Annotated in this window: 15 protein-coding genes; 7 read left to right on the top strand and 8 right to left on the bottom strand. The window is 34.5% G+C overall.

The window, feature by feature from the left end:
- Nucleotides 1–513 precede the first annotated feature (513 nt).
- Nucleotides 514–1161, bottom strand: a complete 648-nt coding sequence (locus tag ACE38O_RS01290) for a heme exporter protein CcmB (RefSeq protein ID WP_374698807.1) — start codon at nt 1159–1161, stop codon at nt 514–516.
- A 106-nt stretch (nt 1162–1267) separates the two neighbouring features.
- On the opposite strand from ACE38O_RS01290, the gene ACE38O_RS01295 reads away from it, so the two are divergent.
- Nucleotides 1268–1660, top strand: coding sequence for a TraR/DksA family transcriptional regulator (locus ACE38O_RS01295; RefSeq protein WP_374698808.1), 393 nt, complete (start codon nt 1268–1270; stop codon nt 1658–1660).
- A 172-nt stretch (nt 1661–1832) separates the two neighbouring features.
- Here ACE38O_RS01295 and ubiB read toward each other — a convergent pair whose 3' ends face one another.
- Together ubiB and ACE38O_RS01305 are read right to left on the bottom strand one after the other, a co-directional pair.
- Nucleotides 1833–3263: a 2-polyprenylphenol 6-hydroxylase gene (gene ubiB, locus ACE38O_RS01300; RefSeq protein WP_374698809.1), complete on the bottom strand. Its 1431-nt coding sequence runs from the start codon at nt 3261–3263 to the stop codon at nt 1833–1835.
- Entirely contained in the window at nt 3260–4000 is a 741-nt protein-coding gene (locus tag ACE38O_RS01305; RefSeq protein ID WP_374698810.1) for a metal ABC transporter ATP-binding protein, read from the bottom strand. Before ACE38O_RS01305 ends, ubiB begins: the two co-directional genes overlap by 4 nt.
- Here ACE38O_RS01305 and ACE38O_RS01310 point away from each other — a divergent pair.
- Nucleotides 3992–4873 (top strand): zinc ABC transporter substrate-binding protein, encoded by an 882-nt coding sequence (locus ACE38O_RS01310; protein WP_374698811.1) that lies wholly within the window; start codon nt 3992–3994, stop codon nt 4871–4873. The two genes, ACE38O_RS01305 and ACE38O_RS01310, sit on opposite strands and share 9 nt — an antisense overlap.
- Before the next feature lie 74 nt (nt 4874–4947).
- Here ACE38O_RS01310 and ACE38O_RS01315 read toward each other — a convergent pair whose 3' ends face one another.
- Complete coding sequence (locus tag ACE38O_RS01315) at nt 4948–5223, bottom strand: helix-turn-helix domain-containing protein (protein ID WP_374698812.1); 276 nt, start codon at nt 5221–5223, stop codon at nt 4948–4950.
- Between the two features lie 25 nt (nt 5224–5248).
- Nucleotides 5249–5449, bottom strand: a complete 201-nt coding sequence (gene rpmG, locus ACE38O_RS01320; RefSeq protein ID WP_064124823.1) for a 50S ribosomal protein L33 — start codon at nt 5447–5449, stop codon at nt 5249–5251.
- A gap of 149 nt (nt 5450–5598) precedes the next feature.
- Between rpmG and ACE38O_RS01325 the strand changes: the two genes are divergently transcribed.
- The 5 genes from ACE38O_RS01325 to ACE38O_RS01345 all read left to right on the top strand — a co-directional run bounded on the left by ACE38O_RS01325 (nt 5599) and on the right by ACE38O_RS01345 (nt 12622).
- Entirely contained in the window at nt 5599–7362 is a 1764-nt protein-coding gene (locus ACE38O_RS01325; protein ID WP_374698813.1) for a ribonuclease E/G, read from the top strand.
- A gap of 87 nt (nt 7363–7449) precedes the next feature.
- The gene (gene dnaK / locus ACE38O_RS01330) at nt 7450–9372 is read left to right on the top strand and encodes a molecular chaperone DnaK (RefSeq protein ID WP_374698814.1); all 1923 of its coding nucleotides are present in this window, start codon (nt 7450–7452) and stop codon (nt 9370–9372) included.
- 311 nt (nt 9373–9683) lie between these two features.
- Nucleotides 9684–9968 carry a BolA family protein gene (locus ACE38O_RS01335; RefSeq protein WP_374698815.1) on the top strand — a complete coding sequence of 95 codons (285 nt, stop codon included), beginning with the start codon at nt 9684–9686 and terminating at the stop codon, nt 9966–9968.
- Nucleotides 9969–9975: 7 nt separating this feature from the next.
- Entirely contained in the window at nt 9976–11217 is a 1242-nt protein-coding gene (gene metC / locus ACE38O_RS01340) for a cystathionine beta-lyase (protein ID WP_374698816.1), read from the top strand.
- On the top strand, nt 11192–12622 hold the full coding sequence (locus tag ACE38O_RS01345) for a UDP-N-acetylmuramoyl-L-alanyl-D-glutamate--2,6-diaminopimelate ligase (protein ID WP_374698817.1): 1431 nt from the start codon (nt 11192–11194) through the stop codon (nt 12620–12622). The genes metC and ACE38O_RS01345 overlap by 26 nt, the downstream gene beginning before the upstream one ends.
- A gap of 1 nt (nt 12623) precedes the next feature.
- Here the strand turns inward: ACE38O_RS01345 and ACE38O_RS01350 are convergent, their stop codons facing one another.
- The 3 genes from ACE38O_RS01350 to ACE38O_RS01360 form a co-directional block, all read right to left on the bottom strand.
- Complete coding sequence (locus tag ACE38O_RS01350; protein WP_374698818.1) at nt 12624–13517, bottom strand: ankyrin repeat domain-containing protein; 894 nt, start codon at nt 13515–13517, stop codon at nt 12624–12626.
- A gap of 64 nt (nt 13518–13581) precedes the next feature.
- Entirely contained in the window at nt 13582–14307 is a 726-nt protein-coding gene (locus tag ACE38O_RS01355) for a double zinc ribbon domain-containing protein (protein WP_374698819.1), read from the bottom strand.
- A 121-nt stretch (nt 14308–14428) separates the two neighbouring features.
- Nucleotides 14429–15070, bottom strand: a complete 642-nt coding sequence (locus tag ACE38O_RS01360; protein WP_374698820.1) for a hypothetical protein — start codon at nt 15068–15070, stop codon at nt 14429–14431.
- Nucleotides 15071–15073 lie beyond the last annotated feature (3 nt).

The raw sequence follows: 15073 nt of genomic DNA on the forward strand, positions 1-15073 counted from the left end.
TATTGGCGTTTTTTTATGTTTTAAACGTTTAATAACCGCGACTCAGCTGCTTTTTAATGCAACTAACCTTTAGTCATAAATGTTTAAGAAATTTACTAAGCAGAAAAAAAGGCAAAAGAAATCCCGTGTTAGCTAGTTGTCACTCTCTAATCCTGCAAATTGGCGTACTATACTGTCTTAAACGACTTATAAGCGCGTTTCAGCTTATATAGGTAAAACCCAGAAATGTTGTGAAGACATAAGGTGCACATAGTGCAAAAAATTAAAAATAAGACGCCAACTACGTTGTTTTCTTGCTGTTTAATCTGCACAGATGAAGATAACTGAATACCTTCAGTTTCATGATAAGGGGGCTGGCGGAGTTTGTCAAGTAAGTTTTTCGTTTCTATGTTGTCAGCTACTTGCATGACACCATTTGTTGTAAACTCACTTTTTCTTGATTTTTTGGTTTGTCTTGTCTACCTATTTTGCCACTCTGCTAAACGGATACCTACTGAATAACAGTAAGATTTTTCAATCCTGTTCCACAGCAAATTTTAATGCCATGTGAGTAGTTATAGTGCTGTTAACAATCAAAACGACAAAAATTAACATGGTGATTAGTAGTGTATAAATATTCAAGGACAAATTTTCAAATTGAGTTAGCATTTTAAAATACACAAAGGTTGGCATTATCATTGGCAAAACAAGAATTTGCGATACTCCTGATGCTAAGTTGTTTCGACCAATCATCAATGCATTTCCAGTAGCTGAAATATTAATGATTATCAGCGTATTAAATAATAAAGACACTCCAACTGCTATTGAGTGTTCAATACTATTGCCTAGAACTGCAAAGCTGAATATGGAAGAAACCACTGAAATCGGTAGCCCAAATAATAACCAGTGAGCGAAAATTTTATAAGCAACTATAAGCCTAGAAGAGAGTGGCTGTACAAAGATTTGCTCTAATATTCCATCATGATAATCAGATGTAAACAAATTATTTGTAGAGATCTGCAAAACAAATGTAGCACATATCCATGTTAATGTTAACATAACTTCTTGTTTATTGTTGTTTTCAAGTGTAAATGAAGATAAACTTAACATTATAATAAAAATACATACTATATAGGTAAGATTCTTATTATCTGTTACTAATTTTTTTACTGAGCCAATCATACTAGGCTTTTAAATGTTTATTATAAATTATAGTGTTTACTTTGAGGGTAGTATAATTTTTTGTTCATAAGTTATATAGGTTTTATTATTTTTTGATAATGCAATTATGGAAAGATTACCACAAATAAAGTCACCAGAAGATTACACTCCTTCAGAAGATGAAGAATATATGAGCGTAAAACAACTGGAATACTTCAGCTTAAAGTTACAATCAATACTTGCTGAGTTGGAGAAACAAGAACTAGAAGAGAATAGTATTGATACATACTATTCTGATGGAGATAGTGGAAATGAGGAATTAATCAAGCGCCGAAAAGATAGAAAAGAAAAGATTAAGGAGGCGTTAGAAAAAATAAAATTAGGCACTTATGGTTACTGCGATGGAACAGGAGAAGAAATAGGAGTCGAAAGACTTAAAGCTAATCCGCTTGCTATATATTGTATTGAAGAGCAAGAGAGAGTAGAAAAAGAAAAGAACGTGTACAACATTAACGATTAATTTACACATAAGTGGTGAGCCATTGGGCTTCAAGAGGAGCAAGAGGCGGATCAGGATTGAAGTATGTTATGCTATAAAGAAAGTGGAAAATTGGACATTCTCAACTCGACTCCTGCAGATTAAAAATTAAGTTGAATTAAAAATTGGGTTTGACGCAGTTTTTTCCCATAGTTTAAGAAATTAAAAATTTAACGATTAGAATTATAATTACAAACCACAGTAAAAAATAGACTTTTCCATTTGATTTATTTTTAACTTGGATGTTTTCTAATTTTTTATCAGCTATTAGGTTTAATTTTTCTATAAGGCTAAATATCCCTTGGATTGTTTTTACAGGATAAGAATTTCTAATTTTTTCCCTATACCCTATTTTACTTTCATGTTGACTGCTTATCCACGCTTCAACTACTTTCCACATATTGATTTCTGGGTAGATCTTTCTACATGTCCCTTCCAGTAAAATCATAGTTTTCTGCAGCAATAACAATTGTGTTTGAACTTTCATATCAAAATCACCAGTGATTTTTAATAGCTGAGCAAGTAAACTAGCAAATGAAATCTTCTGTATAGGCTGCCCAATAATGGGTTCACCTATTGCCCTGCAAGCTGTGACAAAATTTCTATGCTGTGATGAAACGTAACCAGCTTTAAAGTGCATTTTTGCAACGTGGTCATAATCCCGATTTAAAAAGCCTTTGAGTATCTCTATAACGTAATAGCATGTCTCACGATCTATTCTACCCATGATTCCACAATCCAGGGCAATAATATTGTTATTACTATCAACCATTAGATTTCCAGGATGCATATCAGCATGAAAAAAACAATCCCTGTATACCTGACTACAAAACGATTCTATAAGATTGATAGCTATTTGCTTACGATTATTCAGTTTTTCAACTTCGTATATTGGTGTTGCTTCTATCCATTCTAATGTTAAAACCTTTTTTGCAGTTCTATTCCAATCTATTTCAGGTACATAAAAACCTCTGTCATTTTTTGTGTTTTCCTTTAGTTCTGAAGAGTGAGCAGCTTCAAAACGTAGATCTAACTCTAATCGGCAAATTTCAGCAAAAGTTTTGACTAATTCAATTGGCCTCAGCCTTTTTGATTGTTCGCTAAATTTTTCTGCAATTTCTGCAAGCCAAGAAAGCGTTTTTATATCCCTTGAGAATGTTTTCTCAATATTTGGCCTTAAAATCTTCACAGCGACTTCTTTACCCTCAGTTGTAACCGCTCTATGCACCTGAGAAATTGATGCTGCTGCTATTGGCTTTTCAGAAAAGCTTGAAAAAATGTCGCTTAATTTACAATTAAACTCACTTTCTATAGTTTTAACTGCTATCTTATATGAAAATGATGGCAATCTATCACATATCAATAACAAGTTATTTGTTATATCCTCATTTAAAACATCAGTACGTGATGAGATAGACTGCCCAAACTTAATGAACACCGGACCTAATTTTTCAAGAGCATGCTTTAGTTTGTGGCCTTGTATTTTATTTATTGATTTCTTTGATGGTGGAAGTAAATAAGGTAATACATTGTAACGTGTCAGCACCGTAGTTATGTGCAGAAGACGCAAAATATTTTGAATCATTTTGCTGCGTAACTGCTAAATATTTCATTTAGGGTTCTATTTTTCATAATCTCGCTAGGCTTGCCTTGGCAATAGATAGTATTATTTATACAAATTATGTAATCTGAGCACGGTACAACAGAGTTAAGATCATGAGAAGTCATAAGAATCGACACTAATCTTTTTTTTGCTATTTTATTTATAATATCATAAAATTTAGCCCGCGCGTTAATATCCATTGCACTGACTGGTTCATCCAAAATGATCAAATCAGGCTCTAAAATTAAACAACGTGCAAGCAGTAGTAGTTGTGTTTGCCCTGCAGAAATTTCTAACACTTGATTCTTCAAAATGTTACCGATACCAACCAACTCTATCGCTTCTGTAATAATGGATTGGTTTTTCTTTAGTCTTTTCAAGGAGCTATTTAAAAGGAAATATTCAACTGTTATTGGCATCAAATTACTAATACTAAAATTTTGCGGCATATAGCCAATTTTTATGTTGTCAGCAAATACGATACTACCGGTACAGCTTTTATTTATGCCAGCAATTGCTTTCACTAAAGAGGTTTTACCTCCACCATTTGGACCAAGTATTGTAATTACGTCTCCTCTTTCCATGAATATATTGATATTATCAAGGACCCTTTTACTATCATATGTGAGAGCAAGATTTTCTATTTTTAGAATACAATTATTGACATTATTTAATTTTTTGACAAAATTTAACTTTTTCTCAACGTTTATATGAGACATTTACTGGCTTTTTTTCTATTACTTTCATTTACACTATACTATAATATTGCCTTTTCATCCAATTTAAAAGTTGTAGCTACAATCAAACCCATCCACTCACTTGTAGCCTCTGTTACAGAAGGGATTTTAGAACCGGAATTGCTTGGCTATGCAACATCTGCGCATAATTATATATTAAAGCCGTCTGATGCGAGTAATTTGGAATCAAGTGATATCATATTTTACATTGACGATAACTTAGAGACGTTCGTTCAAACTTTTGCTAAAAATAATAAAGAACTAGTGCAATTGTCAAAGGCAGTCAACCTACTTCCTGCTCGGCCACATTCATTTTCTAGAAAAATTACCAGTACTCAAGATGAAAAAGACCTACACATTTGGCTGAGTCCCGAAAATGCAAAGAGCATGGTACTTTTTATAAGTGCAACATTGTCTAACATAGATAAAGAAAACTCCCATCGATATAGCTCTAATGCAACAAAAGCTATAAAAAAAATAGACCAAGAAGTAAAAGAGATTATGAAAGAACTGAATGATTTTAAAAATCAAAAATACATCGTTACTCACGATGCTTATCAATATTTTGAAAAATATTTCGGCTTAAGTCATCCAAGTGCCATTCTTTCTATAGAAGAGGATTCGTACATAGGCATGAAGAGTTTAATGAAGCTAAAAAAGATAATGAAGGAAGAAAACGTTAAATGTATATTTGCTCATTCACAAGAAGATAGCATAAAGCCTAATGCTCTTTCTAATGACGCAAAAATGGTAGTTCTTGATCCTATTGGATCAGACATAGAGCCTGGAAAAGATGCATATCTAGCTATAATCAATAGCATTGCACAAAATTTCAAATCTTGTTTTGTTGAGTAACAAGTTCTTTTTAAAATGCCTCTGACTTACTGTTTTATTGTTCTGCATTTAAATCACCATTTGTCCTTTACATATTATACAGGTTTAGAATTATGCTTTATTCTTACGTTTATGTCTTGGTCCAATGCAATCAATAAGTTAAGCAAGTATTCTAAGGAAAACCCTTCGATTTTTGACCTATTGATTTGAGATACTTTAGGTTGATCAATCTTTAGAGCGTTTGCTGCGTTTTTCTGTGTTTTGTACCTCTTACTTATTAATTGTGCAATGACCTTTATTAATTTCAGTTTTGTATCTTTTACATCCCCCAACTCTACTATTATAGGATAACTTAATTGTAAATTTTGCATAATAATAAAATTCCTTATAAAAAAACTACTTTAATTTTTCTTCTTTAAATAATACGTGCCTTCTGACTACTGGGTCATACTTCCTAAACTCCAGTTTTCTGGTGAGCTTTTTTGGATTACGCTTTTTTACATAAAAATAGCCAGTTGATTTTTCTTCACCAGTTTTTGTTATCTTGATTGCAGTGCTGACTAACTTAACGAGCAAAGAAGCATTTTTTTTCGCCATACTTATAATGATATAATAAATTCTATGCGAGTTTATTACGCAAAACACTAAAAGTCAACCGAATAATGCAGATCGTAAAATTCTTGACAATCAACAGTGCATTAAGTAGCATGAAGTTAACTTCAGAATGAAAAGCAAACGGTAAATAAGTGGCAAATAGTGGCAAAAGGTTATTATTGATAGAAAATTCTGCCTGTTCTAATGAGGTAAGAGTTGCCTTATCAGTTAATAATAAGGTTGTAGAATTTGAACAAGAATTCAAGGAAAAAAAACAATTAAGAGGTAATATATACGTTGCTTATGTAAAGCGTATAGAGCCTTCTTTGCAAGCCGTATTTATTGAATATGGAAAAAACAAGCAAGGTTTTTTATCTTTTTCCGAGATATCTCTAGATTACTTCAATATTCCAGAAAAAGAAAAGGAAACTATCTTTGAGGGCTACTCAAATGACGATTGTACAGAAGAAGCTTCAGCAAATGTTTCTTCAGATTCTGCAGCTAGTAAGAATGTCAACGAGTTAGGTAGTGGTTTTGTAAGAGAGGTACCTTTATATAAAAAATACAAATTACAAGATGTTATTTCAGTAAATCAAAAAGTATTGGTCCAGCTAACTAAAGAGGAACGAGGCAATAAAGGAGCTTCATTTACAACATACATAACTTTAGTGGGTAGATACTGTGTTTTCATGCCAAATTCCATGAGTAAAGGTGGAGTGTCTCGCAGAATTGAAGATGCTAATGTCAGAAAGCAGTTAAAGGATATACTGAGTTCAATAAACTTGCCAAAAAGATCAGGTTTAATAGTAAGAACTGTTGGTTCAGGAAAAGATAAGAAAGAAATTGAGCAGGATTACAATTACTTATCCTCATTATGGCAGAGCATTCAAAAAAATGCCTTCTCTGTAAATGCTCCATCATTAATTTACAACGAAGCAGATGTAATTATGAGATCTGTTCGTGATTTTTGTAGCGATGGTATAGAAGTCATAGTATCTGGGAAGGAAGCTTTTGAAGCAGTGAGACAATATACTAAAAATGCATTAAAAGGTAGTAAGTTGCGTTACAGATTGTATAGAGGTTCTATCCCAATCTTTACTTACTATGGAATCGAAGATCAAATTTCTGAGTTATATAGCAATAGGGTAGAGTTGCCATCTGGTGGGTCTTTGGTAATAACTTTAACTGAGGCGTTTGTTTCAATAGACGTAAATTCAGGAAAGATGACAGGAGAAGATAGCATAGAAGAAACAGCTTATAGAACCAATATGGAAGCAGTACCTGAAATATCAAGACAGGTGAATCTTAGGGGCCTATCAGGATTAATAGTAGTCGATTTTATTGACATGTTGAAATATCAGTATTGCAGAGCTGTTGAGTCTGCTATAAAGCAAGCGTTTAAAGACGATAAAGCTAAAGTTCAATTTAGCTACATAAATGACTTTGGTTTAATGGTATTTTCAAGACAAAGAATTAAACCAAACATACAAGAAATTAATACTACAGAGTGTTTACACTGCAAGGGTATTGGAAGAGTAAAATCGAACGAAGTAATTGTTGCATCGATACTAAGGGATTTACAACACATTGCTCATAGGAACCAAAATAAGTCTTTTGATTTAGTAGCGCACAGTGCAGTTATAGCGCACATTTTTAATAACAAACGCAATACAGTTTCTACAATTGAAAAAGAGTTTAATATTACATTGAACGTTAATGTTGATAACAGTTTAGATGTAAATACATTTGTTTTAAAACAAGGAGATGATGTTAATTCAAACGGTTATAAGCCATTACAGAACTCTGGATACCAAATTGAGGATAGCAGCAATGAAGAAGTTGATAATTCAAATAAACTACGAGGCAATTTTTGGCTGACTAAATGGCTTTCGCGCTTTTTAAGTTCTAATAACTAATTAGAAACCCTAAATTAGGCTTGTAATTAATAAGTCCTATACTTATATATTCTTATATCAGATAATATTTACAATGGGGTACTCATTATGGGAAGAGCAATAGGCATAGATCTCGGAACAACAAATTCTTGTGTTGCAATAATGCAGGGCAAGGATACAAAGGTAATAGAAAATAAAGAAGGGGCAAGAACTACTCCATCTATAGTTGCATTTACTTCGTCAGGAGAAAGGTTGATTGGCGCTCCTGCAAAAAGACAAGCAACCACCAATGCAAGTAATACTTTTTTTGCTACTAAGAGATTAATAGGCCGTCAATACGGTGATTATGAAATGAAAAATCTAAACGTGCCGTATAAAGTGTTTGCAGCAAAAAATGGTGATGCATGGGTTAAAACCACTGATAATAAAGAATACTCTCCTAGCCAAATTGGTGCATTTGTACTACAAAACATGAAAGAAGCAGCAGAAGCTTATCTTGGAGAGGAAGTAAAAGATGCTGTGATAACAGTGCCAGCATACTTCAACGACTCTCAACGTCAAGCAACAAAAGATGCAGGAAAAATCGCCGGATTAAATGTGCTCAGAATAGTAAATGAACCGACTGCTGCAGCGCTTGCTTATGGTCTTGATAAGAAACATGGGCACACAATAGTGGTATATGACCTTGGTGGTGGTACATTTGATGTCTCAATACTTGAAATAGGTGAAGGGGTTTTTGAAGTAAAGGCTACAAATGGTGACACTCATCTTGGAGGTGAAGACTTTGATAACGCAATAGTGAGTTATTTACTAGATGAATTCAAGAAAAGTAATGGCATTGATTTGAAAAATGATCCAATGGCTATGCAAAGAATCAAAGAAGCTGCTGAAAAAGCGAAAATTGAATTATCAAGTGCAATGGAAACGGAAATAAATTTACCGTTTATTACAGCTGATGCAAGTGGTCCAAAACACTTAAATATGAAATTAACGAGAGCAAAACTTGAAAGCTTAGTGAATGGTTTAATCGAAAGAACTATGGCTCCTTGTAAAAAAGCTCTTGAGGATGCTGGTTTGTCTGCTAGTCAAATTGGCGAAGTGGTTCTCGTTGGTGGCATGACTCGTATGCCAAAAGTCATAGAGAAAGTTAAAGAATTCTTTGGCAAAGATCCACATAGAGGAGTAAATCCTGATGAAGTTGTAGCAATTGGAGCTGCAATACAGGCGGGAATCATTCAAGGTGATGTAAGAGATGTGTTACTACTTGACGTGACTCCACTTTCTCTTGGTATTGAGACTCTAGGAGGAGTATTCACTCCACTTATTGAACGTAATACTACTATTCCCACTAAAAAATCTCAGGTGTTTTCAACTGCAGAAGATAACCAAACAGCCGTTACAATTAAGGTACATCAAGGTGAAAGAAAATTGGCGGTTGATAACAAGCTACTTGGTCAGTTTAGTTTGGAAGGGATACCTCCTGCTCCTCGTGGAGTTCCTCAGATCGAAGTAACATTTGACATAGATGCAAATGGAATAGCACACGTTTCTGCAAAAGATAAAGCTACTGGAAAAGAGCAAAAAATACGCATTCAATCTTCAGGTGGTCTATCTGATGATGAAATAAATCGCATGGTAAAAGAAGCTGAAGAAAAAGCGCAAGAAGATGAAAAGCGCAAAAAGTTTATTGAAGTGAAGAATCAAGCGGATAGTTTAGTTCATTCTACAGAAAAGTCTCTGACAGAGTATGGTGATAAAGTTTCACCAGAAGATAAATCTGCTATTGAAAATGCAGTTAACGAATTAAAAGAAGTTAGTAAATCTGATAACATTGATGACGCTGATTCAATCCAGCAGAAAGTTACTAATCTTTCTCAATTATCTATGAAACTTGGAGAAGCTATGTATAATGCCTCACAACAAAATAGTGCTGGAAATGGCTTTTCATCAGAAGGGAATCCAAATGATAAAGAAGAAAAAGTAGTAGATTCTGATTATCAAGACATAGATAATAAGGAAGAGAATAAATAAGGGTGTATTTGAGTTATGCCAGCATGTTATACATAATTGCATAGACGTTGTAATTTGAGGACTCTAGGAAGGGTGTCATCCCAGTGCCCCGACACTGGGATCCAGGTTGCCCACAAGCAAATTAGCATAGAAAGTAGTTGTTAAAACACAACGTTTTCGATGAGATTGCAGAAAGGCTGGATTCCAGTGTCAAGCACTGGAATGACCTCTTTGTGTTTTAGGCAAAACCTGCTATAACATTTAGCACACTGCCTTCGCAAACAAATGTTTGTACAGTTATGTGTCAAGTACTGGAGTGACAGAAGCTATATATGGACATTATTAAGGCAATAGAAGAAAAAATACGCAATTCAATAGATGTAATTGACATCAACATTATCGATGAGTCAGCAAAGCATGCTGATCATTATTTTGCTTCATCTTCAACATTACCTTCGCACATTAAATTAATATTAATATCTGACGGCTTTATTGGAATGAGCATTCTAAAAAGACATAAGTTGATTTATGAGTTATTGAAGGGTGAGATAGAGCTAATACATGCAATTTCTCTTCACTTGTATACGCAAAACGAGTACAATTTAAAAAATAAATAATAAAAATGTGAAGGAAGAGTCTATATTAGTTAAAGCAGGAAGAAAATTTAATGACTATAAAGGGTCTATGAACCCGCCAGTTTATCATTCTTCTACCATATTATTTCCTACTTACAAGGACTACTTAAATGCAGCAAATGGAGAAAGTATATACGATGTAATCAACGATGGTGTTGCAAGGGATTATAGCTACAGTAATGTTGGTACTCCTACTGTCCATTATCTTTCAAATGCACTGGCTGAAATTGAAGGGAGTGGACAAGCGCTTATTTATCCTTCCGGACTATTTGCACTTACTTTTGCTATTTTGACTTTCACTAAAGCAGGCTCGCACGTTTTAATTCAAGATAATAGTTATTATAGGCTTAGGAGGTTTGCAGAAAATGAGCTACCAAAAAGAGGAACAGAAGTAACTTTTTATGATCCAACACAGGATATAACTAGTTTAATTCAGAATAACACTTCATTGATAATGATCGAGACTCCTGGTTCTGTAACGTTTGAGATTTCAAATATAGAGCATATAGTAAAAGTTGCTAAGAAACACAGAATCGTAACCGTTTGCGACAATTCATGGGCCACTCCTTTGTTATTTAAGCCGCTTAATTATGAAATTGATGTTGCACTATATGCAGTGACAAAGTATCTAGCCGGTCACTCAGATTTAGTTATGGGAGCTATTATTGCTGAAGGTGAAATTTTTAAATTGCTTTATGAGAGCTATAAAAATTATGGAGTAACCATTCAATCGTACGACTGCTACCTTGCACACAGGGGACTAAGAACACTGCACACACGTATGAAAAGGCACCAAAATACAGCAATGGAAGTGGCAAAGTGGCTAGAAGCACAGCAAAAAGTTAGAAAGGTTTTATATCCAGCACTTCCCTCCCATCCTCAACACGAATTATGGAAAAGTTACTTCAAAGGAGCAAGCGGCACATTCAGTATAGCACTAGATAGAGAATATTCATGTGAAGAACTAAGCTGCATGGTTGATCATATGAAAATTTTTAGTATTGGTGCTTCTTGGGGAGGGTGCGACAGTTTGATATTACCAGTAGATCGTAGATCTATGTCAAGATCTGTAATGAATTCAGATTGTGGTGGAAGTTTTATACGGATATTTTGTGGACTGGAAGATCCTGAAGATTTAATCTTTGACCTTAATGACGCACTAAAAAGGTTACCATGTTTAGACTTTCAAAACGATGAAGTAGGACATGAAACTGAGAGAATTACTGCATGATATTGTTGATGTTAACTTTGACGTTGAAATCAAGGGCGTTACATGTAATCCCAAGAGAGTCAAGGAAGGTTATCTTTTCGTTTGTGTGTCAGAAAGGGATAGGATTTACATAGATCAGATATTATCTTGTGGAGCTAAAGCGATAATTGCAAGTGATTGCATAACAAATGGTGTCATTCCAGTGCGTGACGCTGGAATTCATATTTTCCACCCAAATCCTCAAGAAATATACAGCGAAATAGTCAGCAGGTTTTATCAATTCAAACAGCCCAAATATGTTGCTGCTGTAACGGGCACGAATGGTAAAACTTCAGTAGTAGAATTTTGCCTCCAGATCTGGCAAAACTCTGGCTATAATGCTGCGTCTATTGGAACACTTGGAACATGCATCAATAATGGTAGAAAAGGTAATAGCAACAGTCTTACCACTCCAGATGCAGATGACCTTTACGCAACATTGCGTGATATCAATAGTAGAAATATAGAACATCTAATACTAGAAGCTTCGAGTCATGGGATTGATCAGTACAGAATTCATGGATTAAAGCTGAGCGCTGCAGCCTTTACCAATTTCTCGCAAGATCATTTAGATTACCATAAAAATCTTGGTGAATATTTAGAAACTAAAAAAAGGTTATTTTACGAGGTATTACCAGAAGGAAAAACAGCGATTTTAAATGCGGATATAGATGAATACTACGCGTTGCTTAAGATAGCTGAAAAACGCAGCAACAAAATTATCACCTATGGAAAAACAGGCTCTGATATTACTTTATTGGAGCAAACACCAACCCCTAATGGTCAACACCTTACAATAAAAATTGGTGGTGAAATTTATGATACGTTTTTTCCGGTTCTGGGGCAATTCCAAGCATATAATCTGTTGTGTGCAATGGGTATAGTTACCTCGTCTGGACTGAATTACAGAGAAATATGCGTAGAAAAACTCGTTTCTCCACCAGGAAGAATGGAAAAAGTGAAACCTTTTGCATTTGTGGATTACGCTCATACTCCAAGTGCGCTTAAACAAGCCCTATTGTCTTTAAAATGGCACTTCAATAAAAAAATAATTCTAGTTTTTGGTTGTGGTGGCAATCGTGATCAAACAAAACGCGCAGAAATGGGTAAAGTAGCACAAATATATGCAGACAAAGTGATAATCACGAATGACAATCCGCGTGATGAGAATCCTGCAGAAATTCGTCGTGGTATTTTACTACATTGTCCTAATGCGCTAGAGATAGAAGATAGAAGAGAAGCTATAGAGAAAGGAGTAGATATTGCCTATAACGAGGGTATGATTCTGCTAGTTGCAGGAAAGGGGCACGAAAGATTTCAAATCATAGGGAATCAAACTTTTGAATTTAGTGATGTTGAGGTTATTAAAAGTAAAGTTTTATCTTAACCTATATACTCTGACCAATTTCCTGCACAGAGCTCTCTGTTTCTTCCATTTTAGTGCTAGGTTTTGACATTACGTACGCAATGCAAACAGATACTAATGCAATGGATACAGAGATACCAATAGTTACTAGTATAGGTAATTCAACAATGTATCCAATACCCGCTACTACCAATGCAATTGCAATACCACCTATAGCAATCATTTTTGCTTGCCTTTTTTTCTTACATTCCATTTCTTTCTTATGTTTTTCTTCTTCTGACTTCTTTAAAGCAGCAGTCTCTTCCTGATGTTTTTTCTCCTCTGCCTCCTTTGCAGCATTTTCCTTATGCTTCTCTTCTTCTGCTTTCTCCAAGACAGCAATCACCTCTTTGTCTGTAGCAAACATACTGGGAATGGAATTATTATTATCTAGTGCTAAAGGACTAGCTCCTTTATTTAACAGGCACCTCACTGCATTTATATGATTATTAGTAGCAGCAAAATGCAGCGTTGTTGAGCCAAGTTTAGAACATGAGTGAATATGTGCTCCTTGCTCCAGTAGTAATTCTATTATTTCCGTATTACCGCTGCTAGCGGAACAATGCAGAGCAGTGTGTCCACCACCATCGCGTGTACTAACCTTTGCACCTTTCTCCAGTAGAAGTCTTACTGTTTTTACTAAGCCTTTATGAGCAGCAATGTTTAATGCAGTAGTATAATACCTAGAAGCATGGGTAATCTCTTGCCGTATTTCAAACAAATGATCTATGTGGAAATTAAGCCTTTTCCACTGACTATATATATCTTGGTTACATGCAAGCAGCTTTTGCTTAATTTCTTCAATTATATCACTTTCTTTTGATTCTTGCTCTATTTCCTGAAATATAGCATCAATTTCTTGCTCTTTTATACTCATAAGCTCTCCAACAACTATTTACTATAAATTATTTTATAGATAAAACAAAAACAAGTCAAGATTTTTACGTAATAGTTTCACAATCATTCACCGTTCTTGCAAGTGATAGCACTCTCACTTCTCTTGCACCAGAGTTTAGAATTTCTTGGGAGCAAGACCTTACAGTTGCTCCGGTTGTTACCACATCGTCAACTAATATCACGATTTTATTTTCGATAATTTTCTTGTTGCTTATGCTAAAAGCCTTTTTCAAATTTTTTTCACGCTGTTTAAGTGAAAGACCAGCTTGAGGCGCAGTATGGCGAAGACGTTTTATTGCAAATGGCGTATAGGATAAATTGGACAACTTACTAAGCTCCTTTGCAAGTAATGCTGCTTGATTATATTTACGTTTAAACAAGCGCATCTTATGTAACGGTATAGGAATTATGACCTCTGCGTTCTGAAACGTATCCTGATTAGCTTGGTGTATCCACTTTGCATAGATTTTTACGTAATTCAAATTATCAAAAAATTTGAAATTTATAATCATGTTTTTACTATGTTGATCATAAGCAAAAACTGATCTTAATACTTTAAACGGTGGAGGATTGATGATGCACTTACCACACGTATGAATATTGTCTGAGATTACTACGCCGCAAACATTGCAGTAATGCTTAGTTAGAAAATTGATTTTTTTGTTGCATTCATTGCACAGATCATGATTTTTATCGATTATGCATTCACAACTTACGCATACGTTTGGAAATATGAGATTTGTAGCTTTTTTTAGTAAGAGAAGGTTCACAATTCATTAAATGTATTATAAAATTTATATAGTATAGCTAAAGTAACTTGTGCTTACACTCTTTCACTTTTTATTTCATCTCAATGTAATTCAAACTGAGCCACTGCTGAAAAAGCAGAACTTATAACTCAGTTTGCGGTATACCATTGACTAAAGTAGTCTCCGAATCACTCCAATGAGATAAACGATGATATTTTTCTGGTTCCTGTATTTCACTTAACTTACTTTGCACTTTGTCACAAGCCCACACAAGTGGCGTTATGATTGACGCGGCAGCCCAAATGACAGCAGTGCAAGCATAACTTACAATCTTGTTAAATATTCTAGATACTACATTAGCACAATTTTGTCCCGTTTCTAAAAATATGTTTGAATAATCAACGAGTGATTTTGTATCCATTTTAAAACGATAGTCCCCTATTATTTTTGACAATAACTTGGCTGGGAAGTATGACAAATATGCTAGTATCAAACATAAAGGTTGCAATATTATGCTAGCTGCTAGAAAAGCACCCCGTTTACAAAGTGGAAACACTTCCTCTGCTCTGTAACCTACATACTCACAATTTTTTATATATTGATCATTATAACCGTTCTTACTCTCAACTCCACAAATTACATCTTTTACAGGTCCTAACACACTATCAACATAACTTACAGATTTATAGAAACTATTTTCTGGAACTAGTGTGCAATCTTCTGCTCTCTTAGCAGGTACAACTCCATATTCAACGTACCTTCTAAAGTATCGATATACTGACATTCT

The organism is Wolbachia endosymbiont (group B) of Limnophora tigrina (assembly GCF_964263235.1).
In the GTDB taxonomy this organism is placed as follows: Bacteria; Pseudomonadota; Alphaproteobacteria; order Rickettsiales; family Anaplasmataceae; genus Wolbachia.

Bases quoted from the DNA above. Each gene is read 5' to 3' on its own strand.
- ACE38O_RS01290 (WP_374698807.1), bottom strand. From the start codon at position 1,161: ATGATTGGCTCAGTAAAAAAATTAGTAACAGATAATAAGAATCTTACC.
- ACE38O_RS01295 (WP_374698808.1), top strand. From the start codon at position 1,268: ATGGAAAGATTACCACAAATAAAGTCACCAGAAGATTACACTCCTTCA.
- dnaK (WP_374698814.1), top strand. From the start codon at position 7,450: ATGGGAAGAGCAATAGGCATAGATCTCGGAACAACAAATTCTTGTGTT.
- rpmG (WP_064124823.1), bottom strand. From the start codon at position 5,449: ATGGCGAAAAAAAATGCTTCTTTGCTCGTTAAGTTAGTCAGCACTGCA.
- ubiB (WP_374698809.1), bottom strand. From the start codon at position 3,263: ATGATTCAAAATATTTTGCGTCTTCTGCACATAACTACGGTGCTGACA.
- ACE38O_RS01345 (WP_374698817.1), top strand. From the start codon at position 11,192: ATGAAACTGAGAGAATTACTGCATGATATTGTTGATGTTAACTTTGAC.
- ACE38O_RS01310 (WP_374698811.1), top strand. From the start codon at position 3,992: ATGAGACATTTACTGGCTTTTTTTCTATTACTTTCATTTACACTATAC.
- ACE38O_RS01335 (WP_374698815.1), top strand. From the start codon at position 9,684: ATGGACATTATTAAGGCAATAGAAGAAAAAATACGCAATTCAATAGAT.
- ACE38O_RS01315 (WP_374698812.1), bottom strand. From the start codon at position 5,223: ATGCAAAATTTACAATTAAGTTATCCTATAATAGTAGAGTTGGGGGAT.
- ACE38O_RS01350 (WP_374698818.1), bottom strand. From the start codon at position 13,517: ATGAGTATAAAAGAGCAAGAAATTGATGCTATATTTCAGGAAATAGAG.
- ACE38O_RS01305 (WP_374698810.1), bottom strand. From the start codon at position 4,000: ATGTCTCATATAAACGTTGAGAAAAAGTTAAATTTTGTCAAAAAATTA.
- ACE38O_RS01360 (WP_374698820.1), bottom strand. From the start codon at position 15,070: ATGTCAGTATATCGATACTTTAGAAGGTACGTTGAATATGGAGTTGTA.